This window comes from Roseomonas sp. CCTCC AB2023176 (assembly GCF_042259275.1).
Classification (GTDB): Bacteria; Pseudomonadota; Alphaproteobacteria; order Acetobacterales; family Acetobacteraceae; genus Roseomonas.
This window is the reverse complement of record NZ_CP170086.1, coordinates 4,488,467-4,513,448: the sequence shown is the minus strand read 5'-3', so window position 1 is coordinate 4,513,448 and position 24,982 is coordinate 4,488,467. Positions and strand designations below refer to the sequence as shown.

Below are 24,982 nucleotides of genomic sequence, written 5' to 3'. Positions count from 1 at the left end.
GTGCGCGCGCCGACCTGGACCGCTATGCTGCGCCGCGTGGATCCGCCGCCCCGCCCCGCCCTCCTCCGCCGCCGCGCGCGGGGGGGGACCGACGATGCCGCGGCGCTGCTGAACGCCCTTCCCGTGGCGGCCGCGCTTCTCGGCGGCGATGGCGCCATCCGGCTCGCGAACGCCGCGCTGCTGGATGCGGTGGCGCCGCATGCCCGGCCCCGTCCCGGCGCTCGCTTCCTCTCCCTCCTCGCCGCGCCGGCACCGGACGTGTTCGAATGCCTGGCCGGCCTCCGCTCGGGGGCCGACGTGCTGCTCGCTCACCCCGCCGCGGCCGCGGCGTTCCGGCTGAGCCTCGCCGGCCTGCCGGCGGGCGACCGCGTCGCCTTCCTCCAGCCGCCCGCGCCAGATCGCGACGAGGAGGCGGAACGGCTCCGTGGTCTCGGCCAGCTCGCCGGCGGCGTCGCGCACGACGTGAACAACCTGCTGGGCATCATCCTCGGCGCGCTCGATGCAGCGCGCCGCGTCGCACCCGGCGCCGCCCCGGCCCTCGCCCCGGCGCAGGATGCCGCAGCGCGCGGGGCGGCCCTTGCCGCCCGGCTCCTCGCGGTGGCCCGGCGCCAGGTGCTGGCGCCGAAGGTGATCGAGCTGGACCCCGCGGTCTCCGGCACGGTCAGCCTCCTGCGCAGCATGCTGGGCCCGGGGATCGCGCTCGACCTGAGCCCCGGCGCGCCCGGACGGCGCATCCGCGTGGACCCGGTCCAGTTCGACCAGGTCCTGCTGAACCTCGCCGTGAACGCACGCGACGCCATGGCCGGCCGCGGCACCGTCACCATCCGCACCGGCCACAAGGTCGCGCTGCGGGAGGAACCGGGCACGCCCGATCCGCTTCCGCCCGGTCGCTGGACCATCCTCACTGTCTCCGACACCGGCCCCGGGATCGCCCCCGCCGACCTCGCGCGGGTCGTCGAGCCCTTCTTCTCCACGAAGGCCGGCGCCGGCGGGACGGGCCTCGGCCTCGCCACCGTGCACGGCATCGTCCGCCAGTCCGGCGGCGTGCTCCAAATCGACCCGACGGGCGGGCCGGGGGCGTGCTTTCGCATCCACCTCCCGCGGCACGAGGGCGAGGAACCGCCCGCACTTGTCGCGACGAACCCCGTACCCGCTTCGCTCCGGATCCTCCTCGTCGAGGACGAACCGCTCCTCCGCCGCCTCTCCGCCGCCTCGCTCGCCGCGGCCGGCCACGACGTCACCGACGCCGCCGACGCGGAGGACGCGCTGGACCTCCTCGCCGGCGGCCTCGTCCCCGACCTTCTCCTGTCCGACGTCACGCTCCCCGGCCTGGACGGCCTCTCGCTCGCCCGTGCCGCGCGGGGCATCTGCCCCGGCCTGCGGGTCATCCTCTCCAGCGGCTATGCCCCCGCGACCCTCGGCGCGGACCTGCCGGCGGAGGGCATCGCCTTTCTCGCGAAGCCCTACCGGACCGCCGAGCTTCTCGCCGCGATTTCAGGTCCGGGCTGAGACGTTTCAGGGCGTTTTCGCTTGCTTCGCAGGCCGTGAACACAATATGAACATTGCCGTTCCGACCCTCGTCGAGCCGTCTGTTTCGGGCCTTGAATCGGGGGTTGCAGACGGCTTCACAGGATCGTGAGGAGCGGGCATGATCGTCCCATTTCCACGACCGCCGGTTGCACCGGCCGCCGCCACCGAACTCGGCAAGAAGGTCCCTGCCCCGATGGAAAAGAACAAGGCTCTCGAAGCCGCCCTCAGCCAGATCGAGAGGTCCTTCGGCAAGGGCTCGATCATGCGCATGGGCGGCAAGCAGATGAACGAGGACGTGGAGGTCATCTCCACCGGCTCCCTCGGCCTCGACCTCGCGCTCGGTATCGGCGGCCTGCCGAAGGGCCGCGTCATCGAGATCTACGGGCCGGAATCGTCGGGCAAGACGACGCTCGCGCTGCAGGCCATCGCCGAGGCCCAGAAGAAGGGAGGCACCTGCGCCTTCATCGACGCGGAGCACGCGCTCGACCCGACATACGCGCGCAAGCTCGGCGTGGACGTGGACAACCTCCTGATCTCCCAGCCCGATGCCGGCGAGCAGGCGCTGGAGATCGCGGACACCCTCGTCCGCTCCGGCGCCATCGACGTGCTGGTGATCGACTCCGTCGCCGCTCTCGTGCCGCGCGCGGAGTTGGAGGGTGAGATGGGCGACAGCCATGTCGGCCTGCACGCCCGTCTGATGTCCCAGGCGCTGCGCAAGCTCACGGGCTCCATCTCCCGCTCGAACACCATGATGATCTTCCTCAACCAGATCCGGTTGAAGATCGGCGTCATGTTCGGCAACCCCGAGACGACGACGGGCGGCAACGCGCTGAAGTTCTACGCCTCGATCCGCCTGGAGATCCGCCGCATCGGCTCGATCAAGGACCGGGAGGAGGTCACGGGCAACCAGACCCGCGTGAAGGTGGTGAAGAACAAGATGGCCCCGCCGTTCCGGCAGGTCGAGTTCGACATCATGTACGGCGAAGGCGTGTCGAAGGTCGGCGAGCTGCTGGACCTCGGCGTGAAGGCCGGCGTGGTCGAGAAATCCGGCGCCTGGTTCTCCTATGACAGCCAGCGCATCGGGCAGGGGCGGGAGAACGTAAAGGGCTTCCTCCGCGACAACCCGGCGATCGCCGACGCCATCGAGGCGAAGATCCGCGCCCAGGCCGGCGTGGTGCAGAACGCCATGATGACCTCGCCCGACGCCGAGGAAGCCGCGGCCGCGGAGTGATCCGCGCCGTCGCGACGTGAGGAAGGGCCGTGCGGGAGCGCGGCCCTTCGTCGTTTCCGGAAGCCGCCGCCGGCCGCCCGCTTGACGGGATCGCCGCCGCGCCGTCCTCATGAGACCGGCCGCACGCAGGCCGCGGGCGTCCCGTAGGGCCGCCGTCCGCGGGACGCACGCGCGGCCTCCATGGTCCGCCCGACAGGGCCCGGGTTCGAATCCCGACAGCGACCTCCGGCGCCAGCCCCGAAAGGGGCAGCCGCTCCCACGCCCTGCGGGCTTCGCGCCCCCGCGCGGGGGCCGCGGCGCCGGAGGGAGCGTCGGACCCGCCAGGCCCGGAGGACGACCGTGACCCGCGACCAGATCCCCGTTTTCGGTATGGGCGTCTTCGGCCCGGGCCTGATTGTCCTCGCCCTCGTGCTCGCCACCGTCGTCGTCGCCGCTGCTGGCCTGGCGTCGGCGCCAGGCCAGCCGCGTCACGGTCTGGCAATGGCAGGCCGGCCTGCTCTTCCGCGACGGCCGCTTCCAGCGCGTCCTGCCGCCGGGGCGGCACGTCTCCGGCATCGGCGGCCTGCATGTCGGCGCGGTCTCGCTCAACCCCCGCACCAGCCTCGTCTCGGGGCAGGAAGCCCTGACCCGAGACGGCTTCCCCGTCCGCCTTTCCGCCAACCTCGCCTGGCACGTGACGGACGCGCCGCGCTTCTACGCGGCGAATGGCGGCTCCGACGCCTACGCCCCGGAACCGCTGCTCGTCGCCGCCCAGACTGCGCTGCGGCGCGTGATCTCCGGCCACGACCTCGACGGCCTCCTCGCCCTCCGCGCGGAGGGCGCGCCGCTCGACGAGGCGCTCCGCGCACCCATCGCCGCCGTCGCCGCCACGCTCGGCGCCGAACTGGAAGCCGTCACCCTCCGCGACCTCCACCTCCCCGCCGAGATCCGCCGCATGATCACCGAGGTCGAGCGCGCCCGGCGCGAAGGCCTCGCCGCGCTCGAGCGGGCGAGGGGGAGCAGGCCGCGCTCCGCTCGCTCGCCAACGCCGCGCGCATGCTCCGCGGCAACCCGGAACTCCAGGCTCTCCGTACCCTCCAGGCCCTTTCCCCCGCGCCCGGCCGCCCCGCCCCGACGCTCGTCCTCGGCGCCGGCGCGGTCCTGCCGGTCGCGCAGCCCGGCGTCGCCGAGCCGCAGCCCACCCCCGACGTCCCGGACGCTTGACAATCTGATCATATTCCTATACAGACGGGTCAGCATCATGAAAGGCCGCCGCATGTCCCGCCACGCTGACCGCGGCCTCCCCTCGACGCCCCGGCCCCGCGCGGGCTAATCGGCCGGTTCGCGTTCCCGCGACCGACCGGAACCCCCAGATCAGCCTCATGAGCAGCACGAACGAAATCCGCGCGACCTTCCTCGACTACTTCGCGCGCAACGGCCACGCCGTCGTGGACAGCTCCCCGCTGGTGCCGCGGAACGACCCGACGCTGCTCTTCACCAATTCCGGCATGGTGCAGTTCAAGAACGTCTTCACGGGCCAGGAACGCCGCCCCTACAGCACGGCCACCACCGCCCAGAAATGCGTCCGCGCCGGCGGCAAGCACAACGACCTGGACAACGTTGGCTACACCGCGCGCCACCACACCTTCTTCGAGATGCTGGGGAACTTCTCCTTCGGCGACTACTTCAAGGAACAGGCGATCCATCACGCCTGGACGCTCGTCACGAAGGAACTCGGCCTCGACAAGGACCGCCTCCTGGTCACGGTGTTCCACGACGACGACGACGCGGCGAACCACTGGAAGAAGATCGCGGGGCTGTCGGACGACCGGATCATCCGCATCGCGACCTCAGACAATTTCTGGCGCATGGGCGACACCGGCCCCTGCGGCCCCTGCTCGGAAATCTTCTACGACCACGGTCCTTCGATCCCTGGCGGCCCGCCGGGCAGCGCCGATGAGGACGGCGACCGCTTCATCGAGATCTGGAACCTCGTCTTCATGCAGTACGAGGAGGGCCCGCCCGGCACCCGCCGCGGCCTGCCGCGCCCCTCGATCGACACGGGCATGGGGATGGAGCGCGTCGCCGCCATCCTCCAGGGCGTCCACGACAACTACGACACCGACACCTTCCGCGCGATCATCACCGCGAGCGCCGAGGCGACGGGCCAGGACCCCGACGGCCCCTTCAAGGCCTCCCACCGCGTCGTCGCCGACCACCTGCGTTCCGGCGCCTTCCTCATCGCCGAGGGCGTGCTCCCCTCCAACGAGGGTCGCGGCTACGTCCTCCGCCGCATCCTCCGCCGCGCCATGCGCCACGCCCACATGATGGGCGCGACCGAACCCCTGCTCGCCCGCCTCGTCCCCACGCTGAACCGCCAGATGGGCAGCGCGTACCCCGAACTGATCCGCGCCGACCAACTCGTCACGGAGACGCTGCGCCTGGAGGAAACCCGCTTCCGGAGCCTCCTCGAACGCGGCCTCGGGCTTTTGTCCGAAGAGACTCAGAAGCTCGGCGACCGCCAGCCGCTTCCCGGGGACGTCGCCTTCCGCCTCTACGACACCTACGGCTTCCCCCTCGACCTCACCCAGGACGCGTTGCGCGGCGAAGGCCGCGACGTGGACGTCGACGGCTTCAACACCGCCATGGCCGAGCAGCGCCGCCGCGCCCGCGCTGCCTGGTCCGGCACCGGCGAGGCCGCGACCGAGGCCCTCTGGTTCGACCTGAAGGAGCGCCTCGGCGCCACCGAGTTCCTCGGCTACACGACCGAGCGCGCGGAGGGCGAGCTTCTGTCCGTTGTCGCCGGCGATACGGCAGTCGAGTCGGCTGGGCCGGGGACCGAGGTCGCCGTGATCCTCAACCAGACGCCGTTCTACGCCGAGTCCGGCGGCCAGATCGGCGACGCCGGCATCATCACCGGCCCGGGCGCCCTCCGCATCGCCGTCCGCGACACCCAGAAGAAACTCGGCCTCTTCGTCCACCTCGGCACGGTGGAGTCCGGCACCGCGAAGCCCGGCGCTCCCGTGGTCGCCGAAGTGGACCACACCCGCCGCTCTAACATCCGCTCCCACCACTCCGCGACCCACCTGTTGCATGAGGCCCTGCGCCGCCGCCTCGGCACCCACGTCGCGCAGAAGGGCAGCCTGAACGCCCCGGACCGCCTGCGCTTCGACGTCTCGCAGCCCACGCCGATGACCGGCGACGACCTCGCCTGGGTCGAGGCCGAGGTGAACGACCGCATCCGCCAGAATGCCGAGGTCACGACGCGCCTCATGACGCCGGAAGCGGCCGTCGAGGCCGGCGCCATGGCCCTCTTCGGTGAGAAATACGGCGACGAGGTCCGCGTCGTCGGCATGGGCCACGACCCCGCCGCGACGGACAAGCACGGCGTCTATTCCCTCGAACTCTGCGGCGGCACGCATGTCGCTCGCACGGGCGACATCGGCCTCTTCAAGATCGTCTCGGAAGGCGCCGTCTCGGCCGGCGTGCGCCGCGTCGAGGCCGTGACTGGCGCCGCCGCCCTTGCCGCGATCGAGACCTCCGACAGGGCGCTTCGTGAGGCCGCCGCCACGCTGAAGGTCAACCCGGGCGAGCTCCCGGCCCGCGTAGCCGCCCTGGTGGAGGAACGCCGCCGCCTGGAGCGTGAGGTCGCCGACCTACGCCGCAAGCTCGCGACCGGCGCCACCGCCGAGGGCCCGGAGGAAATCGCCGGCCTCCGCGTCGCCCTTCGCGACCTCGGCGACACCCCGCCCCGCGACCTCAAGGGCCTGGCCGAGGCCATCCTGAAGGGCGGCACCGCCGACCTTGTCGCCCTCGTCAGCAGCGCCGAGGGCAAGGCCAGCGTCGTCGTCGCGGTCGGCGAGACCGCGAAGGGCAAGGCCGATGCCGTTGCCCTCGTCCGCGCTGCCTCGGCGGCCGTCGGAGGCAAGGGCGGCGGCGGCCGTCCCGACATGGCCCAGGCCGGCGGCCCCGACGGCGCCAAGGCCGCCGAGGCCCTGGCCGCCGTCCGCACCGCCCTCGCGACGGTCCCCGCGTGACCCGGGGCGGCGGGGTGTCCCACACCCCGCCGCCCGCGCCGAAGCGCCTTTTGTCCGAAACCCGCGCGGCGCCGCTTTCAACCGCAGGTCAGGTTCAGCAGGTCCCGGGCCGAGGATTCCGGGATGGCCGGCGGCAGCGTGTTCCCGATGGTCAGGTACGCCCGCGACCCCGGCTGCACCGCCCAGCTCTGCCCCGTCAGGAAGTTCTGCTGGAGGCCCCGGAAGGGAAAGCTGGCGGTGAACACGACCGGATTGGCCGACGCGTTCCGCACCGTCGCGGAATAGGTGATCCAGTCGCCCTGCCCCGACCGCGGATCGCGCGAAACCCGCTGCGTGCCTGTCGTCACGCTCTCGACGACGAGCGTCCCATCCGCCTTGCAGTCGCGGGCCTGCGCGACCGCCGGCAGGGTCAGCCCAACGGCCGCGCAGGCCAGGATCAGGAGGCGCATGGCGTGATCTCCTCTCGCTGTGCGCAGAATTTCACCCACCCGCGCTCCGCGCGCCATGCGCCCGCGGCGATGCCTGCGATAGGCGTCAGCCACCCGGCCGCGCCCGGCGAGGCAACGGCGAAGACGTCGGCCAGGATCGCGCGAGAGGACCCGGGCGCATATGGCACGCCGCCACGAACCGGTCCGCGGCCCCCGGCTTCTCCGCCGGGAACCCGGACGGTGATGGGGCCCGCGACCGGCCTACTCGAGCCTCGCCCCGGAAAGCCGCACGATCTCGCCCCACTTCGCATGCTCGCTCCGCAGCGTCGCCGCGAGCTGTTCCGGCGTGCTGCCGACGATGGCGCCGCCCTGTTCCTCCAGGCCGCGGCGCAGCTCGGGCTCCGCCAGGCTTTCCGCCGCCGCGCGGTGCAGCCGCGCGACGCGGTCGGCCGGCACGCCGGCAGGGCCGAACAGGGCGTACCAGGTCTCCGACTCCGCGCCCGTCACCCCGGCCTCCGCCATTGTCGGGACGCTTGGGAGGGCGGGGTTCCGCGCTGCCGCCGTCACGGCAAGGGCGACCAGATCGCCGCTCCGGATCCCCGGCAGCACGACCGGCACGTCGGCCAGCATCATCGAAATGGAACCGCCCAGCAGGTCCGTCAGCGCGGGCGCCGCGCCGCGGTAGGGCACGTGCGTGATGTCCGCCCCGGTCCGCAGCTTGAACAGCTCCCCCGCCAGGTGCAGGGAGGATCCGTTTCCCGCCGAGCCGAAGGTCAGCCGCCCCGGCGCTGCCTTGGCCTGCGCGACCAGCACCGCCACGTCCGCGGCGCCCCCGCGCCGCACGACCAGAACCTGCGGCACCGACAGCACGTGGCAGATCGGCGAGAGTTCGCGCAACGGGCCGTACGCCATCCGCGCCATCATGTGCGGCAGCACCACCAGCGCCCCGGTCGAGGCCAGCACGATCGTCTGCCCGTCCGGCCGCGCCTTCGCCGCCGCATCCACCCCAATCGCCCCGCCCGCTCCCGACCGGCTTTCGACCACCACGGGCTGCCCAAGCCGCTCGCCCATGGACCGTCCCAGCAGCCGCGCGATCAGGTCCGCCGGCCCGCCCGGCGGGAAGGGGATGATCATCCGCACCGGCGCATCCGGGAACGTCCCCTGGGCCGAAGCGGCGGCCGGCAGCACGGCTACCGCCAGGGTCAGGCGTCTCGTCAGCATGTTACGTTCCTCCCGGATTCAGCTCGACGTGTTCCCGGCCAGCACCGTCGCCACGTCGTCGGCCGGCAGGTCCCGCAGCACCTCCAGCCTACGCTCCCTCTGACGCGGCGGCACGCGCGCCGCGACGACGGGCGTGCCGGAGAAGCGGACGGGGTTGACGAGGGCACCGCTGGGGTCCGGCACGCGGATTCCGGGAAGGACGCCCGGCATCTAGCGGCCCTGGAAGACGGCGGGACGCTTCTCGGCGAAGGCGCGCTGCGCCTCCTTCGAGTCCTCCGTCGTGGAAAGCGCGACGGTCTGCGTTTGCTCGTAGCGATAGCCGTCCCGCAACGGCATTTCCTCGGTCCAGGAGAAGGAGCGCTTGGCAGCCTGGACGGCGAGGGGGCTCTTCGCCGCGATCTCCCGGGCGATGGCGGTCGCTTCCTCGACGACCCTGTCGCGCGGAACGCAGGCCGAGGCGACGCGCATCCGCAGCAGGTCCGGCCCGTACATGCGCCGCGCCGTGTAGGCCATCAGCCGGGCGTCGGATGGGCCGAAGTGGCGCAGCACGTGGCGCGCGCCGCCGGCCAGGCCGACATCCACTTCGGTGAGGGAAAGGAAGGCGTCCTCCGCCACGACGAGGATGTCGCAGCAGGAGGCAAGCACGGCGCCGGCCCCGATCGCCGCTCCGTTCACGGCCGCCACCACGGGCTTGCCGCAGTCCAGCACGCAATCGAAGGACGCGCGGACCATCCGGTTGTGCTGCGGGTAGGCGCCGGGCTGAGTGAGGTCCGGCCGGTCCTTCAGGTCGGCGCCGGCGGAGAAGGCGCGGCCCTCGCCGGTCAGCACGATGACGCGGCAATCCGGCGTGTCGTGCAGCGTGTCGAACACGCGGATGATCTCCTCGCGGAATCGCCGGCCCTGCGCGTTCACGGCGTGGCCGCGCATCGTCACGGTCGCCACATGGTCGGTGACGTCCACCACGAAGCGTTCGAGGCCTTCGAGCACGGCGGCGTCTCCTCAGAAACCGTAGAGGCGGGCGGGGTTGTCCACGAGGATGCGGTGGCGCAGAGCCTCCTCGGCGGTCCACTCGTGGAACCGATCGAGCAGGACACCAGCGTCGGGCGGCGGGTCCATCCGGACGTAGGGCCAGTCGGAGCCCCAGAGCAGCCGGTCCGGGTTGGCGGCGATCAGCGCGTCGTGGAACGGGCGAGCGTCGCCCTTGATCCGGCAGGTGGTGAGCTTCACCCAGAGGCGGCCGTCGCGCAGCGCGGCGCGGATCGCGGCGAAACCGGGATCGTCGGTCCCGCGCGCGGGATCGGGCATGCCCATGTGGTCGAGGACGAGCGGGATGCCGTGGCCCAGCGCCGCCGGCAGCAGCGCGGGCATGTCGGCCGCCGAGGCCCAGATCTGTGCGTGCCAGCCGAGGTCGCGCATCCGCGGCGCGAGGTCGCGCAGCGCGTCCAGGCCGATGCTGCCGGGGTAGCGGCCGCCCCCGGGCGCGCGGACCTCGGTGAAGCGCAGGCCGCGGATACCCGCCGCGTGCCAGTCTTCCAGCGTCGCATCCGTCACGTCGGGCGCCGCGACGGCGATGCCGAGGAGCGCCCCACCGGAACCGCGCAGCGCCTCCAGCATGGCCGACGGATCGGTGCCATAGGGCGCCGGCTGCGTCAGAACGCCACGCGCGACGCCGAGGCGGGCGCGGGTAGCGGCTTGGACCTCCTGCGTCGCGTCGGGGAGGGCGTAGATCGTCGGCTGCGTCGGACGGAAGCGGTCGTGCGGGCCGAAGACGTGGGAATGCGCGTCGCAGGCGCCGGCCGGCAGGGCGTAACGCGGGGCGGAGACGGGCGGCGCGGGGATGGTCTCGACCATTCAGCGCGCCGGCGGCAGGTCGGTAAGGAACGTGGCGGAGAGCGGCGCGATCGGCTCCGCCACGCCGTCAGGCAGCGGGATGGCGTGCACGTTCAGCGTCATCGCCACGAGGGTATAGTAGCCGATCACGGCCGTCAGTTCGACCACGCCGCGTGGGCCCCAGCGATCGAGGACGGCGCCGTAGGTCGCGTCGTCCACCGTCCCGGTCTGCTGCAACTGGCGGGCGAACTCGTAGATCGCTGCGTCGTCCTGGTCATCGAAGGCGGGCGGTTCGCCGATGCGGATCGCCTCGATGATCGGCTCGGGGAGGCCGGCGGCGGCGGCGGCCGTGGCGTGCACCCACCACTCGACCTGCGCGGTCCAGCGCCGGCCCGTGACGAGGATGGCCAATTCGTTCAGGCGCTTCGGCAGGATCGTATTGTAGCGCAGCGCCTCGCCGAAGGCCGACCAGCGCGCGGCGAGGTCGGGCGAATGGATGGCGGCCCGCAGCGGACCGATCATCACCCCGCGCGGGCCGGAGACGACGGCATCGTGCACGGCACGCTGCTCGCGCGTCATGTCCTCCGGGACGGGGAGGGGGATGCGCGGCGTCACGGCGCCGGGGCCAGGGCGGCGTGGTCGAGGCCCAGTTCGGCAAGGATCTCCGCCGTGTGCTCACCGAGGAGCGGGGGAGGGCGGTCGAAGGACAGCGGGTTCTCGGCAAAGCGCAGCGGCGAGACGACCTGCGGCACGGTGCCGGCGACCGGGTGCGGCAGGTGGCGCAGCATCTCCCGGTGCTTGACCTGCGGATCGTCGAACACCTCGGGAACCGAGTTGATCGGGGCGCAGGGCACGCCGGCTGCGTCGAGGGCCGGCATCAGGTCGGCGCGAGTGAAGGCCGCGAAGCGCTCCGCAAGCATCGGCGTCAACGCGGCGTTGTTCCGCACGCGCGAAGGGTTCCTCGCGAAGCGCTCATCGGCGGCCCATTCGGGGCGACCGATCGCCTCGCAGAGCTTGGCGAACTGGCCGTCATTGCCGACGGCCAGCACGAAGGCGCCGTCGGCGCAGGAGAAGACGTCCTGCGGCTGGATGTTGGGGTGGCGGTTGCCGCCGCGCTTCGGCGTACGGCCCGAGACGAGCCAGTTCATCGCTTGGTTCGCGAGGAAGGCGGCCTGTACGTCGAGCATCGCGAGGTCGATGGTGTCGCCCACGCCCGTCTCGTTGCGCCGGGCCAGCGCGGCGAGGACGGCGACCGTCGCGTACATCCCCGTCATCAGGTCCACGATGGGGACGCCGACCTTCTGCGGCCCGCCGCCCGGGGCGTCGTCGCGCTCGCCGGTCACGGACATCAGGCCGCCCATGGCCTGGATCGCGAAATCGTAGGCTGCCTGTTCCGCGCGGGGTCCGTCCTGGCCGAAGCCGGTGACGGAGCAATAGATCAGGCGCGGGTTGATGGCGCGGAGCGAGGCGGCGTCGAGGCCGTAGCGCTTCAGGGCTCCGGTCTTGAAGTTCTCGAGCACGATGTCGCTACGCTCGGCCAAGCGGCGGAGGACGGCCTGTCCCTGCGGCGAGGCCATGTCGAGCGTGATCGAGCGCTTTCCGCGGTTGACGCAGAGGTAGTAGCCCGCCTCCTTCGTGGGGTTGCCGTCGCGGTCCGCGAGGAAGGGCGGGCCCCAGGACCGCGTGTCGTCGCCGACGCCGGGGCGCTCCACCTTGATCACGTCGGCGCCGAGATCGGCGAGGATCTGCGTCGCCCAGGGCGCGGCCATGATCCGCGAGAGGTCGAGGACGCGGACATGGGAGAGGGGACCGGTCCGATCAGCCATCGCGGACCTCCGTCGCGCGGGCGGAGGGCCGGGCGGCGAAGGTCTCGTTCCACGCGGTGAGCCGCGGGTGGGCGTCGCGCCAGCGCAGGTCGTCGAAGCGGAAGTCGAGGTAGCCGAGCAGGACGCCGACCGTGATGTGGGCGATGTCGAAAGGCTCCCCGTCCAGCCAGGCGGCGTCGCGTTCGAGACGGGCGAGGGTTTCGCGGGTCTTCAGCGCGAAGGAGTCGAGCCATTCGGGCGTCTGGCGCTCGGGCGGCTTCTCCCGCTCGTTGCGCCATAGGATGAGGTGGTCGAGCAAACCGTTCGCGAGGGCGTGGCGCGTCAGCGCATGCCAGCGGGACATGCCATCGCGGGGGAAGAGGCGGCCACCCGCGAGGGTGTCGAGGTATTCGCAAATCACGAGGCTGTCGAAGATCGCGGTGCCGTCATCCAGAACGAGGGTCGGGATCTTGCTCAGAGGGTTGTCGAGGAGGAGGTCGCGGTTGGGCGCCTTCATCGCGACGACCGTGCGAACGGGCTCGATCCGGTCGGCCAGGTTCAGTTCGTGCGCCGCGACCATGACCTTGCGTACAAAGGGTGAGCGCGGCGACCAGTGCAGTTTCAACGCAGCGTTCCCCCGGTGCTTGTCCTTAGGTCAGGTTTATGGCCTTTTGCCTGGCCTGTCCACGGCGGGGGAAGCTTTCAATGGCCGCGCATGAACGGCACCTGCTGGACCGGCCGGACGGACCGTTGGAGTGGTTCTCGGACGGGAAGGGGCCGGCGATCGTGCTCGTCGCCTCGCTCGGGCGGGGGGCGGAGGATTTCGACGGCATCGTGCCGCTGCTCACGGCGGCGGGCCATCGGGTGATCCGTATGGAGCCCCGGGGGATCGGGGCTTCGGCACCGTTGCGGGCGGAGGCGACGATGCATGACATCGCCGCGGACCTCGCGGCGGTCCTGGAGGCAGCGGGCGAGTCGCGGGTCATCGTGGCGGGGCATGCGGCGGGGAACTGGCCGGCGCGGATGCTGGCCCATGACCACACCTCCCTCGTGCAGGGCGTCGCGATGCTCGCGGCAGTGACCGGGACAGGCGCGCGGGCGGAGATCGCGGCGGCGATCAACGGGTCCTTCGACCCCGCGCTGACCGACGCGGAGCGGCTGCGGAACCTGCAGGTCGCGTATTTCGCGCCGGGGCATGACGCCTCGGTCTGGCTTCCCGGCTGGTTTCCGGAGGTCGCGGCGGCGCAGCGGCGCGCGAACGCGAACACGACGGACCGGGAATGGCTGCGGGCGGCGGAACGGGTCCCGCTGCTTTACCTCGCAGCGGCGGAGGATGCGATCGCGCCGCCGCCGACGCTGGAGGAGCTGCGGGAGGCGCTGGGACCGCAGGTCACGCGCGTCGTCGTGCCCGATGCCGGACATGCGCTGTTGCCGGAGCAGCCGCGTGCGGTCGCCGACGCGCTGGTCACCTTCGCCCGGGCGGTCTGGGGCTGAGTGACCTTCTGAAAACACGGACGGGTCGGTCCGGCGGGTCTTTTCGCGCCGGATCGCCGCGTCCAGGCTTGCCGATAGTCCCGCCATGGCGGCGCCGGGCCACGCCGCCCGGCCCGACAACCCCTCGCCGTTCCTCCGCGGCCGTGGCCTCAGACGGCCACGGAGGCGTCAGGCGATGACTTCGGGCGCCGGCGTGGCGGGGCGCTTGGCGATGCCTTCCAGCACCTCCGCCAACGCCGTCTCGAGCTGGTTCAGGAGGGTCGACGCCTGTTCGACGTCGAATTCCGAGATGATGGTCTGTTCGTCCATGTCGTGAACCAGGACGACCCGGCCGGCCATGGAATGTGCGCGGAAGCTGCTCATGGGACGAAGGCTAGCGCGTCGGCGCACACGTTTCACAGAGCCGTGATGAAACGGGACGGGGCTGTGGCCGCCGGGACACGGTTCAACCGAAGGTTGAAAGCAGGTCGTCCACCTGCGCGGCGGTGAGTTCCCGCGCGGGCTGCCCCCGCAGCAGCAGGGCAAGACGCGCGGCCTCCTCGAGTTCCTCCGCGGCGTAGACCGCATCGTCGAGGGTTGCGCCGGAGACGACGGGGCCGTGGTTGGCGAGGAGCACGGCGCGGGCCTCGGCGGCCGCGGCGTGGATGGCCGGTTCCATCGCCGCATCCCCAGGGCGGTAGTAGGGGATCACGGGCAGGGACCGGCCGATGCGCATGACGAAATACGGGGTGAGAGGCGGGATCGGCGCGGCCTCTCCGGGCGCGGCGAGGCAGGCGATGGCCGTGGCGTGGGTCGAATGGAGGTGCACGACGGCGCCGGCCTGTGGCCGTGCGGAGAGCACGGCGCGGTGCATGAACACCTCCTTCGAGGGCCGCTCCCCGGAGAGGTGGCGCCAGTCGCCGTCGAGCTTGCTGATGCGGTCCGGTTCAAGGCGGCCGAGGCAGGAATTGGTGGGGGTGATGAGGTAGCCGTCGGGGAGGCGCACGGAGATGTTGCCGGCCGACCCGACGGAGTAGCCGCGCCCGAAAAGCAGCCGGCCATAGGCGCAGAGCGCCTCCCGCAGCGCCGTTTCGTCCGTCACGGACAGGGGCCGTTCGGGGGCAGGTTCAGGGGTTCCTCCGGGTCCTGTCGGCGCAACGCTAGACCGCTTGCGCCCGGGATGTCGCGGGGGTGCGCCGCGGACCATGGCAGCGGCCGCATGGATGCGGGCGGGGGAGACAGTTCGCGCGATGCGGGGTAGTTCCTGATACGGAATCGCGAAAACGAGAGACCACCATGCCTGACCTTCCGGTCGCCATGCCGGACCTCACGACGCTGAACGGACTGGACGTCGACGACTTTGTCGCTGCTCTCGACGGCATCGTTGAGAACGCGTCGTGGGTCGCGAGGGCGGCCGCGGCCGAGCGGCCCTTCGCCGACCTTCCGGCCCTGCACGCCGCCTTGATGCGGGCGATCGCGACGGCGGCCCCGGCGACGCAGCTCGACTTCCTGAATGGCCACCCCGAGCTGACCTTGGGCATCCTGGCCAGCGACCTCTCCGAAGCGTCCCTTCGCGAGCAGGGGGAGAACCCTTTGTCGGGAATCGCCGATGCCGGGGCGTTCGAGGGGATGCTGGCGGCGTACCGGGCCCGCTTCGGCTTTCCGTTCATCGTGGCGCTGCGCCGTCGCACGCCCGAGTCCGTCCTGCGCGCCCTGGCCGCGAGGAGCCAGCGTGACGGGGCGGAGGAGATCAAGGCTGCGCTCGAGGAAGTCGGGCACGTCTCCCGGCTGCGGCTGCAGGACCGGTTCCCGGGGCCGACGCGCCCAGGCGCTGCGCTGGCGCTGCTCACCCGCGCCGAGCCGGACGTGGCGCTGGACGCGTTCCGGGTCGTCCTGCTGCAGGAGGGACGGCCGGCCTGGAGCGGGCGACCGCAGGCGAAGGGTGCCGTCACCATGCTGACCGGTCCGGCGCTGCGGGTCGGGCACTACGCGCTCGCGGTCGATGGGTGGCCCGACGCCTCGCTGCCGCGCGGCGCGGCGGTCCGCTTCGCCGTGCAGGACCCGGACCGGACCTTGAGCGCCATCCTGCGCATCGGGGATCGCAGCGCGGGCCTGGCGCTGCGGGACTGACGGCATCGGGCGTCGGTGCGCCGCCTGGCGCGCTTACCCCGAGCATGGTCCGGCCTGCGACGCCCCTGGCCTGCGACGCCCCTGGCCTGCCCGCAGCGGCCCGCCCCTCAGCGACATGACGCCGCGGCGATCGCGGCGCAGCGGCGGAACAGGTCGAGGCTGTCGAAGGGGAGGTCCGCCCCGTCCGACGGCACGAGGATCGGGTGGCCACCCGCGCTCTCGACCGCGCCGGGGATCATGAGGTTGTCGGGCAGGCCGAAGCCGCCGACGGTCAGGCCGGGCATCGGGTCCGGCAGGCGGGCCAGGAGCCTGGCGCTGCGCTCCGCGAAGGGCGTCCCGCTGTTCGAATAGGCGAAGATCGGCCGGCCCCGGCCGAGGAACCAGCCGAGTTCGACCAGAGTCCCGGCGTCGGCCGAGGCGCCGCGGAAAGGCGTGAGGTTGGCGATGACGAGGTCCGCGCGCTCCATCATCGCGACGTCCTTCGCGAAGATCGTGCGCCAGGCCTGCCCATCCACCATGGCGGCGAGGGAGGCCACGTCCTCATTCAACGGTGCGAGGGCGGTGATTCCGTGCTTGGCGCAGATCGCCGCCTTCCTCGCGGCATGGGCCGGCGCGTCGGGCAGGAAGACGTCGGGACCGGCGAGGTAGGCGAGCGGCATGCGTCAGTGACGACGGTCCGGGCAGGTTGCGCAAGGGGCGGGCAGCGCCCCTCCGCGGGGGGATCGAAACGGCGTCCCGTCCCCCCTCGACGCCTGGGCCGGGATCGCCAAACTGCCGCGCATGGGCTCCGATCCGTGAAACCCGCTCCCTTCGACTGGCACGCGCCCGGGAGCCTGGAGGAGGCGCTGGCGCTGAAGGCGCGGTACGGCGAGGACGCGCGCTTCCTGGCGGGGGGCAGAGCCTCGTTCCCGCCATGAACTTCCGGATGGCGCAGCCCGCCGTGCTGGTGGACCTGAACCGCGTGGCGGGGCTCGATGGCCTGTCGCCTGTAGGGGACGGAGGGCTGCGGATCGGCGCGATGGCCCGCAACGCCCGGGTGGAGCGAGACGCCCCGGCGCGGGACAGCCATCCGATCCTGGCCGAGGCACTGCACGAGGTGGCGCATCCGCAGATCCGCAATCGCGGCACGATCGGCGGGAACCTGTGCCAGGCCGATCCGGCCTCGGAGCTGCCGGCGGTGATGCTGGCGCTCGGGGCGCGGCTGGTGCTGCGTTCGGCCGGCGGGTCGCGGGAGGTGGATGCGTCGGACTTCTTCCTGGGCCCGCTGACGACGATCCTGGCGCCGGACGAGATGCTGGCGGAGGTACGCCTGCCGCCGCTGCCGGCGCAGACGGGCACGGCGTTCCTGGAGGTCGCGCGTCGCCGGGGTGACTACGCGATGATGGGTGTGGCCGCCGTCGTGACGCTTGGGCCGGACGGGCGCTGCGTGTCGGCGCGGCTCTCCTTCTGCAGCGCGGGGCCGCGGCCGATGGCGGCGCCGCGGGCCGCGGGCGTGCTGGTCGGCACCGACCTGTCGGATCCGGTGCTTTCGGACGCCGCGGCGGCGGCGCGCGGCGAGGTGGATCCGGGGGCAGCGCGCAGGCCAGTCCCGCCTACCAGCGGCACCTTGCGGGCGTCCTGTCGGTCCGCGCGCTGCGGCTGGCGCGCGACCGGGCCGGTGCGGTGGCGCTGGGCCGGGCGGCATGAGCCACGCGATCGGCGTCACGGTGAACGGCGTCGCGCAGTCCGGCACGGTGGAGGCGCGGCTGCTGCTTTCCGACTTCCTGCGGGAAGGGCTGGGGCTGACGGGCACGCATGTCGGCTGTGCGCATGGCGTCTGCGGTGCCTGCACGGTCCTGCTGGACGGGGCGCCGGTGCGGTCCTGCCTGATGTTCGCGGTGCAGGCGCATGGGCATGACGTGGCGACGGTCGAGGGGCTGGCGCCCTCGCGCGGCCCACTCTCGCCGTTGCAGCAGGCATTCCAGGATGCGCACGGGCTGCAATGCGGATACTGCACGCCGGGCATCCTTATGACCGTCACCGCCTTCCTGAAGGACCATCCCGACCCGTCGGAGGAGGACGTGCGGCACGCGCTGTCCGGGAATCTCTGCCGCTGCACGGGGTATCAGCACATCGTGGACGCCGTGTTGCTCGCGGCGCGGCGGATGCGGGAGGCCGCGTGATGGAGACGCGGCAGATCGGCCGGGCCGTCACGCGCAACGAGGATCCGCGCCTGCTGACGGGACGCGCGCTGTTCGTGGATGACGTGAACCCGCAGGGGTTGCTGCATGCCGCCTTCCTGCGCAGCCCGCACGCGCATGCGGAGATCCTGTCGGTGGACGTGGCAGCCGCACGCGCCCACCCGGGCGTGGTCGCGGTCTTCACGGCGGATGACCTGGGTGACTACTGGCAGCCCGGCCCGCTTCTGGTCCCGCCGCCGCCGATCGAGGGCATGACCTTCCGCCAGCGCTGCCAGGTGCCGCTGGCCCGCGGCGTCGTGCGCCATGTCGGCGAGCCCGTGGCGATGGTGATCGCCGACAGCCGCTACGTGGCGGAGGATGCGGTCGGGCTGATCGCCGCGGACTATGCACCGCTGCCGGTGCTGGGTGACCTGGAGGCCGCCGTCGCGCCCGGCGCGCCGCGGGTGCACGCGGACCTGCCGGACAACGTCGCGGCGGAGGTCGTGCAGCGGAAGGGCGACTGGGCCGCCGCGCGCGCGAAGGCGGCGCACCTCGTCCGGCGGCGATTCTGGTACGACCGCGGGATTTCCAGCCCGATGGAGACGCGCGGCATCGTCGCGGAGTGGGATGCGCGCGCGGACCGGCTGACGGTCTGGGACACGACGCAGGCGCCCGTCGTGATCCGCAACGGCCTCGCGGGGATGCTGGGGCTGTCGGAGCGGCAGGTGCGGGTGATCGCGCCGTTCATCGGCGGTGGCTTCGGGCCGAAGATGATGATGTTCTACCCGGAGGAGGTGCTGGTCCCCTGGGTCGCGCTGCGGCTGGAACGCCCGGTGAAGTGGATCGAGGACCGGTTGGAGCACTTCTTCGCCACGACGCATGAGCGGGGGCAGTTGCACGACGCCGAGATGGCGCTGGACGCGGAGGGCCGCATCCTCGGCGTGCGCGACGACTTCCTGATGGATACGGGGGCGTACAATCCCTACGGACTGACGGTGCCGCTCAACAGCCAGTGCACCTTGCTGAACTGCTACGACGTCGCGGCATATGAGAGCCGTTTCCGCGCGGTGTACACGAACCGGACGCTGGTCACGCCGTACCGGGGCGCGGGGCGGCAACACGGCATCTTCGTCATGGAACGCCTGCTGGACGCGGCGGCGCGGGAGGTGGGGCTGGACCGGACGGAGATCCGGCGCCGCAACTTCATCCCCGCCGACGCCTTCCCGTATCGAAACGAGATCATCTACCAGGACTTCGCGCCGCTGACCTATGACAGCGGGAACTACGGGCCGATCCTCGACAAGGCGCTGGACGCCATCGGCTACGAACGGTTCCTCGCGGAGGAGCAGCCGCGCGCGCGGGCAGAGGGCCGGCATGTCGGCATCGGCGTCGCCTGCTACGTCGAGGGTACGGGGATCGGGCCCTATGAGGGCGCGAAGGTTCGCGTGCAGACGAGCGGGAAGGTAACGCTCGCGACGGGCATCGGCACGCAGGGCCAGGGGCACTACACGGCCTTCGCCCAGGTCGTGGCGGAGCAGTTGGGCGTGGACACGCGCGACGTGGAGGTGACGACGGGCGACACCGACCAGTTCGACTGGGGCGTCGGCACCTTCGCCAGCCGTGGCGCGGTCGTCGCGGGGTCCGCCGCGCACCAGGCCGCGGCGGCGGTGCGGGAGAAGATCCTGCGCGCCGCGTCGCGGCACTTCGAATGCGACGAGGGTGACCTGATCCTGGAGGACGGCAAGGTCGGCATCGCCGGCGTGCCGGGGAAGTCGGTCCCGCTCGGCGTGCTCGCCGCGGCGTCGAACCCCATGCGCGGCGCGGTACGGGCGGGGACGGAGCCGGGGCTGGAGGCGACGTCGTATTTCGGGCCCGAGATGGGCGCGACGGCGGCGGGCGTGCATGCGATGGTCATCGAGGTGGACGGGGAGACGATGCAGCCGACCATCCTCCGCTACGTCGTCGTCCATGATTGCGGGACGGTGCTGAACCCGCTGATCCTCGCCGGCCAGATCCAGGGCGGGGTCGCGCAGGGCATCGGCAACGCCTTCTTCGAGAAGCTGGAATGGACGGAGGACGGGCAGCTTCAGAACGCCACCCTGGCCGACTACCTGCTGCCCACCGCGCTCGACGTGCCGCGGATCGAGCTGCACCACACCGTCACGCCGTCCCCGCTGAATCCGCTGGGTACGAAGGGGGCGGGGGAGGGAGGCGCGATCCCGGTCGGCGCGCTGTTCGCGCAGGCGCTGGAGGATGCGCTGGACCTGCCCGCGCGGGGGATCGAGATCACGGAGATCCCGCTTTCGCCGAACCGCCTGTGGGAGATCGCCGGTGGCGGCGATTGAGGCGCGGGGCCTGTCGCTGACCTATGCGACGGGCGACGGCCCGGTGCATGCGCTGTCGGACGTGGACCTGACGGTCGGGGAGGGCGAGTTCGTCTCGCTCATCGGTCCCTCGGGCTGCGGGAAGACGACGCTGCTGCGCGTCATCGCCGACCTGGAGCGCCCCACCGCAGGGAGTATCCGGGTGAACGGCGTGACGGCGGAGGAAGCGCGGCTGCAACGTGCCTACGGATACGTGTTCCAGGCGCCTGCGCTTCTGCCCTGGCGGCGCATCGAGGCGAACGTCGCCCTGCCGCTGGAGGTCATGGGCCTGAAGCGGGAGGAACGTCGAGCGCGGGCGCGGCGGCAACTCGATCTCGTGAACCTCACGGGCTTCGAGCGGAAGTTCCCCTGGCAGTTGTCGGGCGGGATGCAGCAGCGGGCCTCCATCGCCCGTGCCCTGGCCCTGGAACCCGCGCTGCTGCTGATGGACGAGCCCTTCGGCGCGCTGGACGAGATCGTGCGCGACCATCTGAACGAGGAACTGCTGCGCCTCTGGGCCAGGACGGGGAAGACGGTGGTCTTCGTGACGCATTCGATTCCGGAGGCCGTGTTCCTGTCCACGCGGATCGTCGTGATGTCGCCGCGTCCGGGGCGCATCACCGACATCGTCCCCTGCGATCTCGGCCCCGACCGGCCGCTCGAGATCCGCGAGACGCCGGAGTTCCTGCGCATCGCGCACCGGGTGCGGGAGGGGCTGAGGGCCGGGCACGCCTATGTGGGGTAGGGCGGAGGACACGCCCCCGCAGCCCGCGGCAGACGTCCGGGCGGCTCCGCGCCGTCGCGGCCACGGGCTGCGGCGCGTCGTGCCCGTCGTGGCGGTGACGGCGGCGCTGATCGCGGCCTGGTACCTCGGCGCGGCGGCGCTGAACTGGGGTGTCGTATCCGATGCGCGGCTCCGGGCCGGCGGGCCGGCCGATCCCTGGACCGTGCTCGCCGGCACCATGTCGCACGACCGCCCGCTGCTGCCGGCGCCACACCAGATCACCGCGGAAGTCTGGCGCGCGACCGTCGAGGTGGCGCCGACCTCGCGCCGGAGCCTGCTCTACCATGCGGGCGTGACGCTGTCCGCCGCGCTGGTCGGCCTCGGCCTCGGCACCCTCGGTGGCGTCCTGCTGGCGGTCGCGATCGCGCAATCCCGGGCGCTGGAGCGGATCCTGGTGCCCTGGCTGGTCGCCTCGCAGGCCATCCCGGTCCTGGCGCTGGCGCCGATCGTGATCGTCGCGCTTGGCACGCTCGGGCTGGAGGGGCTGCTGCCGAAGGCGATCATCGCGGCCTATCTCTGCTTCTTCCCTGTCGCCATCTCCATGACGAAGGGCCTGGGTTCGGCCGATCCACTGGCCCGCGATCTGCTGCGCACCTATTCCGCGACCGCAGCGCAGGTCTTCTGGAAGCTGCGCCTTCCCGCGTCGCTGCCCTTCCTCTTCGCGGGGCTGAAGGTCGCGGCGGCGGCCTCCGTCGTCGGCGCCATCGTCGCGGAACTGCCGACGGGGGCGCAGGCCGGGCTGGGGGCACGCCTGCTGGCCGGGTCCTATTTCGGGCAGACGGTGCAGATCTGGGCCGCGCTCGTCGCGGCGGCCGTACTCTCGGCCTCGCTCGTCGGCGTGCTCGCGGCGACCGAGCGCCTGGTCGGGCGGCGCATGGGCGCCCGGGCGTGACGGCGCTGCTCGCCCTTCTCGTGACCGGCGGTTTCGCGGCGGCGATCGCGGTCGCGCATGCAGGTGCTGCCGGGCCGATGCTTTGTCTCGGCGTCCTCGTGCTCGTCGCGGTGTCGGCGGTCCTCCTCGCGCGACTCGCCCGGCTCGGCGGTCATCGGTCCTGGCGGGATCGGAGCCTGTCGCTCCTCGCCCCGCTCGCCTTCGGGGCCGTCGCCATCGCGCTGTGGGAAGTGCTGGTCATCGGCCTCGCCGTGCCGCTCGTGCTGCTCCCCGCACCCTCCGTGATCGCGGTGCGCACGGTCTCCGCCGCGGGGCTGCTGGCCGGCGACTTCACCCAGACCTTCCTCCGCGCCGTCCTCGTCGGCTACGCGATCGGCAACGCGGCGGGCTTCGGCCTTGCGCTTCTCGTGGACCGCTCGCCCTTCCTGCGGCAGGGGCTGCTGCCCGTGGCCAATCTTGCCTCCGCCCTGCCGGTCATCGGCATCGCGCCGGTTGCGGTGATGTGGTTCGGCTTCGACTGGCCTTCGAAGGCCGCGGTCGTCGCGCTGATGACCTTCTTCCCGATGCTCGTGCACGCGCTGGCCGGGCTCGGCGCCGCGGGGGCGTTGGAACGCGACCTGCTGCGGTCCTACGCCGCGACGCCGGTGCAAGCGTTGCTGATGCTGCGACTGCCGGCCGCGCTGCCGCTGATCTTCACGGCGCTGAAGGTGAACGCGCCACTCGCCCTCATCGGCGCGATCGTCGCGGAGTTCTTCGGCTCGCCCACCCAGGGCATGGGCTTCCGCATCACGACCGAGGCCGCGAAACTCGCCCTCGACCTCGTCTGGGCGGAAATCCTCGTCGCGGCCGTTGCCGGCGCCGCCTTCTACGGGCTGGTCGCGCTGGCCGAACGCGTCGCGACCTTCTGGCACCCATCCGCGCGGGCCTGACAGCGCGGGACACAAGAGAGGAGGCAAGGGGATGCTGAGGACGGTAATGGGCGCGCTCGTCGCGCTCGGGCTCGCGGCAGGCAGCGCCGCGGCGCAGGCACCGGAACGCGTGACGCTGCAGCTGAAGTGGCTGACGCAGTCGCAATTCGCCGGCTACTACGTCGCGCAGGCCCGCGGCTTCTACCGGCAGGCCGGACTCGACGTCCGGATCAACCCGGGCGGGCCGGACATCGCGCCGCCTCAGGTCATCGCCGGCAACCGCGCCGACGTGATCGTGGAGTGGATGCCCGCCGCGCTGGCCAGCCGCGAGCGCGGCGTGCCGCTGGTGAACATCGCCCAGCCCTTCAAGCGCTCCGGCCTCATGCTGACCTGCCGGGCCGAGACGGGCATCCGCACGCCTCAGGACCTGCGGGGACGTACGCTCGGCGTCTGGTTCTCGGGCAACGAGTATCCATTCCTCGCCTGGATGTCGCGCCTTGGCTACCCGACGAACGGGACGCCGCAGGGCGTGCGCGTGCTGCGCCAGGGCTTCAACGTCGACCCGCTGCTGCAGCGCCAGGCCGACTGCGTTTCCACCATGACCTACAACGAATACTGGCAGGTCATCGATGGCGGCTTCCGGCCGGAACAGCTGACGGTGTTCCGCTACGACGAGCAGGGCGTCTCGACGCTTGAGGACGGGCTCTACGTTCTGGAGAGCCGGCTGCAGGACCCGGCGTTCGTGCAGCGCATGGCCCGGTTCGTCCGCGCCTCGATGCAGGGATGGGACTGGGCGCGACAGAACCCGGATCAGGCGGCGCAGATCGTGCTGGATAACGATGCCTCCGGCGCGCAGACCATCGCGCATCAGCGGCGGATGATGGGCGAGGTCGCGCGGCTGCTCGACGCGTCGGGCAACGGGCGTCTCGATCCGGCGGATTACGACCGGACGGTGCAGACGCTGCTCTCCTCCGGCGGCGAGGCGCCGGTGATCACCCGTGCGCCGACCGGGGCCTGGAGCCACGCGGTGTTGGACGCGATCCGGTGACCGACCGCTTCGGCGCCTTCCTGCCGGACGCGGGACCGGCGCCGGAGCATGCTGCGGAGGGGCCCCTGGCCGGGGTGAGCTTCGCGGTGAAGGACCTGATCGACGTGGCGGGCTGGGTGACCCGGGGGGCAACCCGGACTGGGCGCACGGGCGCCGGCCCGCCGCCCGCCACGCCGAGGCGGTGCGCCGGCTGCTGGACGGCGGCGCGCGCTTCGTGGGGAAGACGCATACCGACGAACTGTCGCGCGGCATCTTCGGCGAGACGGGTGGGGAGGGGGCGCCGGTGAATCCGCGCGCGCCGCACCGGCTGCCGGGCGGTTCGTCATCAGGCTCCGCGGTGGCGGTTGCGGCCGGGCAGGCGGCCCTGGCGCTCGGGACGGATACGGGCGGGTCTGTCCGCGCGCCCGCCAGTTTCTGCGGCGTCTTCGGGATGCGGCCGACCCATGGCCGCGTGCCATTCGAGGGCGTGCTGCCGCAGGCGCCGAGCTTCGATACGCTGGGCTGGCTCGCGGCGGACGGGGCGACGCTCGCGCAGGCGGGGGCCGTGCTGCTGGATCCGATGGCGGCGCCGCCCGCGCCGGAACGGCTGGTCTTCGCGACGGACATCGCGGCGCTTGCCGACCCCGCCGCAGCACGCGCCGCGCTGGGAGCGCTGCCTCGGCGGCTGGGCGAGGCGACCGAGGCAGCCTTCTGCGCCGATCCGCCGGTCTCGACCTGGGCCGCGCCGCAGGGTGCGCTGCAATCGCGGGAGGCCTGGGACACTTTCGCCGACTGGATCGACCGCCGTAACCCGCGTTTCTCCTGGGAGGTCGCGCTGAATTTCCTGACCGGCCGCGACCGCACGGCGGGAGAACTGGAAGCAGCCGCCGCCTTCCGCGCGGCGCTGCGGGCCCGGACGCCGGCGCTGTTCGACGGCGGCCGGACGGTCTTTGCCTTCCCCGCGACGCCCTTCGGCGCGCCGCCGCGGGGGCTCCGCCGGACGGAGGCCTGGGCCCTTCGGGCACGGGTGACCGGGATGACGGCGATCGCTGGCCTGCTCGGGGCGCCCGTCGTCGTGCTGCCCCTGGCGGAGGTGGAGGGCCTGCCGCTCGGCCTGGCGCTGATGGGAGCGCCGGGGTCGGACGAGGCGCTGCTGTCCATCGCGGCGCGGGCCTGAACATTGCC

General features: G+C 72.4%; 24 protein-coding genes and 1 pseudogene. 14 read left to right on the top strand and 11 right to left on the bottom strand.

Features of this window, described 5'->3' with window-relative positions; translation table 11 throughout:
- The 4 genes from ACE7GA_RS22605 (at window position 1) to alaS (ending at window position 6,777) form a co-directional block, all read left to right on the top strand.
- Window positions 1-1,509, top strand: a complete 1,509-nt coding sequence (locus ACE7GA_RS22605) for an ATP-binding protein (RefSeq protein ID WP_376091906.1) — start codon at window positions 1-3, stop codon at window positions 1,507-1,509.
- Window positions 1,510-1,723: 214 nt separating this feature from the next.
- Window positions 1,724-2,761: a recombinase RecA gene (gene recA / locus ACE7GA_RS22600; protein WP_376100480.1), complete on the top strand. Its 1,038-nt coding sequence runs from the start codon at window positions 1,724-1,726 to the stop codon at window positions 2,759-2,761.
- 394 nt (window positions 2,762-3,155) lie between these two features.
- Complete coding sequence (locus ACE7GA_RS22595) at window positions 3,156-4,073, top strand: SPFH domain-containing protein (protein WP_376091903.1); 918 nt, start codon at window positions 3,156-3,158, stop codon at window positions 4,071-4,073.
- A gap of 49 nt (window positions 4,074-4,122) precedes the next feature.
- Entirely contained in the window at window positions 4,123-6,777 is a 2,655-nt protein-coding gene (gene alaS / locus ACE7GA_RS22590; protein WP_376091900.1) for an alanine--tRNA ligase, read from the top strand.
- 77 nt (window positions 6,778-6,854) lie between these two features.
- Here alaS and ACE7GA_RS22585 read toward each other — a convergent pair whose 3' ends face one another.
- The 8 genes from ACE7GA_RS22585 to ACE7GA_RS22550 form a co-directional block, all read right to left on the bottom strand.
- A complete protein-coding gene (locus ACE7GA_RS22585) occupies window positions 6,855-7,226 on the bottom strand; it encodes a hypothetical protein (protein WP_376091897.1) in 372 nt (123 codons plus the stop codon).
- A gap of 240 nt (window positions 7,227-7,466) precedes the next feature.
- A complete protein-coding gene (locus ACE7GA_RS22580) occupies window positions 7,467-8,426 on the bottom strand; it encodes a Bug family tripartite tricarboxylate transporter substrate binding protein (protein ID WP_376091894.1) in 960 nt (319 codons plus the stop codon).
- 18 nt (window positions 8,427-8,444) lie between these two features.
- Window positions 8,445-8,636 carry a hypothetical protein gene (locus ACE7GA_RS22575; RefSeq protein ID WP_376091891.1) on the bottom strand — a complete coding sequence of 64 codons (192 nt, stop codon included), beginning with the start codon at window positions 8,634-8,636 and terminating at the stop codon, window positions 8,445-8,447.
- Window positions 8,637-9,413, bottom strand: a complete 777-nt coding sequence (locus ACE7GA_RS22570; RefSeq protein WP_376091888.1) for an enoyl-CoA hydratase/isomerase family protein — start codon at window positions 9,411-9,413, stop codon at window positions 8,637-8,639. It abuts the gene before it with no gap.
- Window positions 9,414-9,425: 12 nt separating this feature from the next.
- Entirely contained in the window at window positions 9,426-10,277 is an 852-nt protein-coding gene (locus ACE7GA_RS22565) for an amidohydrolase family protein (RefSeq protein ID WP_376091885.1), read from the bottom strand.
- Window positions 10,278-10,835: a carboxymuconolactone decarboxylase family protein gene (locus tag ACE7GA_RS22560; RefSeq protein WP_376091882.1), complete on the bottom strand. Its 558-nt coding sequence runs from the start codon at window positions 10,833-10,835 to the stop codon at window positions 10,278-10,280.
- Between the two features lie 32 nt (window positions 10,836-10,867).
- The gene (locus ACE7GA_RS22555) at window positions 10,868-12,082 is read right to left on the bottom strand and encodes a CaiB/BaiF CoA transferase family protein (RefSeq protein WP_376091879.1); all 1,215 of its coding nucleotides are present in this window, start codon (window positions 12,080-12,082) and stop codon (window positions 10,868-10,870) included.
- Window positions 12,075-12,686, bottom strand: coding sequence for a glutathione S-transferase family protein (locus tag ACE7GA_RS22550; RefSeq protein WP_376091876.1), 612 nt, complete (start codon window positions 12,684-12,686; stop codon window positions 12,075-12,077). The genes ACE7GA_RS22555 and ACE7GA_RS22550 overlap by 8 nt, the downstream gene beginning before the upstream one ends.
- Window positions 12,687-12,766: 80 nt before the next feature.
- Between ACE7GA_RS22550 and ACE7GA_RS22545 the strand changes: the two genes are divergently transcribed.
- Window positions 12,767-13,555 (top strand): alpha/beta fold hydrolase, encoded by a 789-nt coding sequence (locus ACE7GA_RS22545; RefSeq protein ID WP_376091873.1) that lies wholly within the window; start codon window positions 12,767-12,769, stop codon window positions 13,553-13,555.
- A gap of 168 nt (window positions 13,556-13,723) precedes the next feature.
- Here the strand turns inward: ACE7GA_RS22545 and ACE7GA_RS22540 are convergent, their stop codons facing one another.
- Both ACE7GA_RS22540 and ACE7GA_RS22535 read right to left on the bottom strand, forming a co-directional pair.
- The gene (locus ACE7GA_RS22540; RefSeq protein ID WP_376091870.1) at window positions 13,724-13,918 is read right to left on the bottom strand and encodes a hypothetical protein; all 195 of its coding nucleotides are present in this window, start codon (window positions 13,916-13,918) and stop codon (window positions 13,724-13,726) included.
- A gap of 82 nt (window positions 13,919-14,000) precedes the next feature.
- The gene (locus ACE7GA_RS22535; RefSeq protein WP_376091867.1) at window positions 14,001-14,636 is read right to left on the bottom strand and encodes an aldolase; all 636 of its coding nucleotides are present in this window, start codon (window positions 14,634-14,636) and stop codon (window positions 14,001-14,003) included.
- A gap of 194 nt (window positions 14,637-14,830) precedes the next feature.
- Here ACE7GA_RS22535 and uraD point away from each other — a divergent pair, with 194 nt between their 5' ends.
- Complete coding sequence (gene uraD, locus ACE7GA_RS22530; protein WP_376091864.1) at window positions 14,831-15,664, top strand: 2-oxo-4-hydroxy-4-carboxy-5-ureidoimidazoline decarboxylase; 834 nt, start codon at window positions 14,831-14,833, stop codon at window positions 15,662-15,664.
- Between the two features lie 107 nt (window positions 15,665-15,771).
- Here the strand turns inward: uraD and ACE7GA_RS22525 are convergent, their stop codons facing one another.
- Window positions 15,772-16,323 carry a nucleoside 2-deoxyribosyltransferase gene (locus tag ACE7GA_RS22525; RefSeq protein WP_376091861.1) on the bottom strand — a complete coding sequence of 184 codons (552 nt, stop codon included), beginning with the start codon at window positions 16,321-16,323 and terminating at the stop codon, window positions 15,772-15,774.
- A gap of 26 nt (window positions 16,324-16,349) precedes the next feature.
- Here ACE7GA_RS22525 and ACE7GA_RS22520 point away from each other — a divergent pair.
- The 8 genes and pseudogenes from ACE7GA_RS22520 to ACE7GA_RS22485 all read left to right on the top strand — a co-directional run.
- Window positions 16,350-17,225: pseudogene (locus ACE7GA_RS22520) on the top strand (FAD binding domain-containing protein); the annotation flags it as partial.
- A gap of 121 nt (window positions 17,226-17,346) precedes the next feature.
- Entirely contained in the window at window positions 17,347-17,826 is a 480-nt protein-coding gene (locus ACE7GA_RS22515) for a (2Fe-2S)-binding protein (protein ID WP_376091858.1), read from the top strand.
- Complete coding sequence (locus ACE7GA_RS22510) at window positions 17,826-20,168, top strand: molybdopterin cofactor-binding domain-containing protein (RefSeq protein WP_376091855.1); 2,343 nt, start codon at window positions 17,826-17,828, stop codon at window positions 20,166-20,168. The genes ACE7GA_RS22515 and ACE7GA_RS22510 overlap by 1 nt, the downstream gene beginning before the upstream one ends.
- Complete coding sequence (locus ACE7GA_RS22505) at window positions 20,155-20,931, top strand: ABC transporter ATP-binding protein (protein WP_376091852.1); 777 nt, start codon at window positions 20,155-20,157, stop codon at window positions 20,929-20,931. Before ACE7GA_RS22510 ends, ACE7GA_RS22505 begins: the two co-directional genes overlap by 14 nt.
- The gene (locus tag ACE7GA_RS22500) at window positions 20,921-21,862 is read left to right on the top strand and encodes an ABC transporter permease (RefSeq protein ID WP_376091849.1); all 942 of its coding nucleotides are present in this window, start codon (window positions 20,921-20,923) and stop codon (window positions 21,860-21,862) included. The genes ACE7GA_RS22505 and ACE7GA_RS22500 overlap by 11 nt, the downstream gene beginning before the upstream one ends.
- Window positions 21,859-22,791 carry an ABC transporter permease gene (locus tag ACE7GA_RS22495; RefSeq protein WP_376091846.1) on the top strand — a complete coding sequence of 311 codons (933 nt, stop codon included), beginning with the start codon at window positions 21,859-21,861 and terminating at the stop codon, window positions 22,789-22,791. The genes ACE7GA_RS22500 and ACE7GA_RS22495 overlap by 4 nt, the downstream gene beginning before the upstream one ends.
- A 31-nt stretch (window positions 22,792-22,822) precedes the next feature.
- Complete coding sequence (locus ACE7GA_RS22490) at window positions 22,823-23,818, top strand: ABC transporter substrate-binding protein (protein WP_376091843.1); 996 nt, start codon at window positions 22,823-22,825, stop codon at window positions 23,816-23,818.
- Window positions 23,769-24,974: an amidase family protein gene (locus tag ACE7GA_RS22485; protein ID WP_376091840.1), complete on the top strand. Its 1,206-nt coding sequence runs from the start codon at window positions 23,769-23,771 to the stop codon at window positions 24,972-24,974. Before ACE7GA_RS22490 ends, ACE7GA_RS22485 begins: the two co-directional genes overlap by 50 nt.
- The last annotated feature ends 8 nt before the right edge of the window (window positions 24,975-24,982 follow it).

Excerpts from the sequence above, each read along its gene's own strand:
- recA (WP_376100480.1), top strand. The coding sequence starts at position 1,724 with ATGGAAAAGAACAAGGCTCTCGAAGCCGCCCTCAGCCAGATCGAGAGG.
- alaS (WP_376091900.1), top strand. The coding sequence starts at position 4,123 with ATGAGCAGCACGAACGAAATCCGCGCGACCTTCCTCGACTACTTCGCG.
- ACE7GA_RS22585 (WP_376091897.1), bottom strand. The coding sequence starts at position 7,226 with ATGCGCCTCCTGATCCTGGCCTGCGCGGCCGTTGGGCTGACCCTGCCG.
- ACE7GA_RS22580 (WP_376091894.1), bottom strand. The coding sequence starts at position 8,426 with ATGCTGACGAGACGCCTGACCCTGGCGGTAGCCGTGCTGCCGGCCGCC.
- ACE7GA_RS22575 (WP_376091891.1), bottom strand. The coding sequence starts at position 8,636 with ATGCCGGGCGTCCTTCCCGGAATCCGCGTGCCGGACCCCAGCGGTGCC.
- ACE7GA_RS22565 (WP_376091885.1), bottom strand. The coding sequence starts at position 10,277 with ATGGTCGAGACCATCCCCGCGCCGCCCGTCTCCGCCCCGCGTTACGCC.
- ACE7GA_RS22560 (WP_376091882.1), bottom strand. The coding sequence starts at position 10,835 with ATGACGCGCGAGCAGCGTGCCGTGCACGATGCCGTCGTCTCCGGCCCG.
- ACE7GA_RS22555 (WP_376091879.1), bottom strand. The coding sequence starts at position 12,082 with ATGGCTGATCGGACCGGTCCCCTCTCCCATGTCCGCGTCCTCGACCTC.
- ACE7GA_RS22545 (WP_376091873.1), top strand. The coding sequence starts at position 12,767 with ATGGCCGCGCATGAACGGCACCTGCTGGACCGGCCGGACGGACCGTTG.
- ACE7GA_RS22540 (WP_376091870.1), bottom strand. The coding sequence starts at position 13,918 with ATGAGCAGCTTCCGCGCACATTCCATGGCCGGCCGGGTCGTCCTGGTT.
- uraD (WP_376091864.1), top strand. The coding sequence starts at position 14,831 with ATGCCTGACCTTCCGGTCGCCATGCCGGACCTCACGACGCTGAACGGA.
- ACE7GA_RS22525 (WP_376091861.1), bottom strand. The coding sequence starts at position 16,323 with ATGCCGCTCGCCTACCTCGCCGGTCCCGACGTCTTCCTGCCCGACGCG.
- ACE7GA_RS22515 (WP_376091858.1), top strand. The coding sequence starts at position 17,347 with ATGAGCCACGCGATCGGCGTCACGGTGAACGGCGTCGCGCAGTCCGGC.
- ACE7GA_RS22510 (WP_376091855.1), top strand. The coding sequence starts at position 17,826 with ATGGAGACGCGGCAGATCGGCCGGGCCGTCACGCGCAACGAGGATCCG.
- ACE7GA_RS22500 (WP_376091849.1), top strand. The coding sequence starts at position 20,921 with ATGTGGGGTAGGGCGGAGGACACGCCCCCGCAGCCCGCGGCAGACGTC.
- ACE7GA_RS22490 (WP_376091843.1), top strand. The coding sequence starts at position 22,823 with ATGCTGAGGACGGTAATGGGCGCGCTCGTCGCGCTCGGGCTCGCGGCA.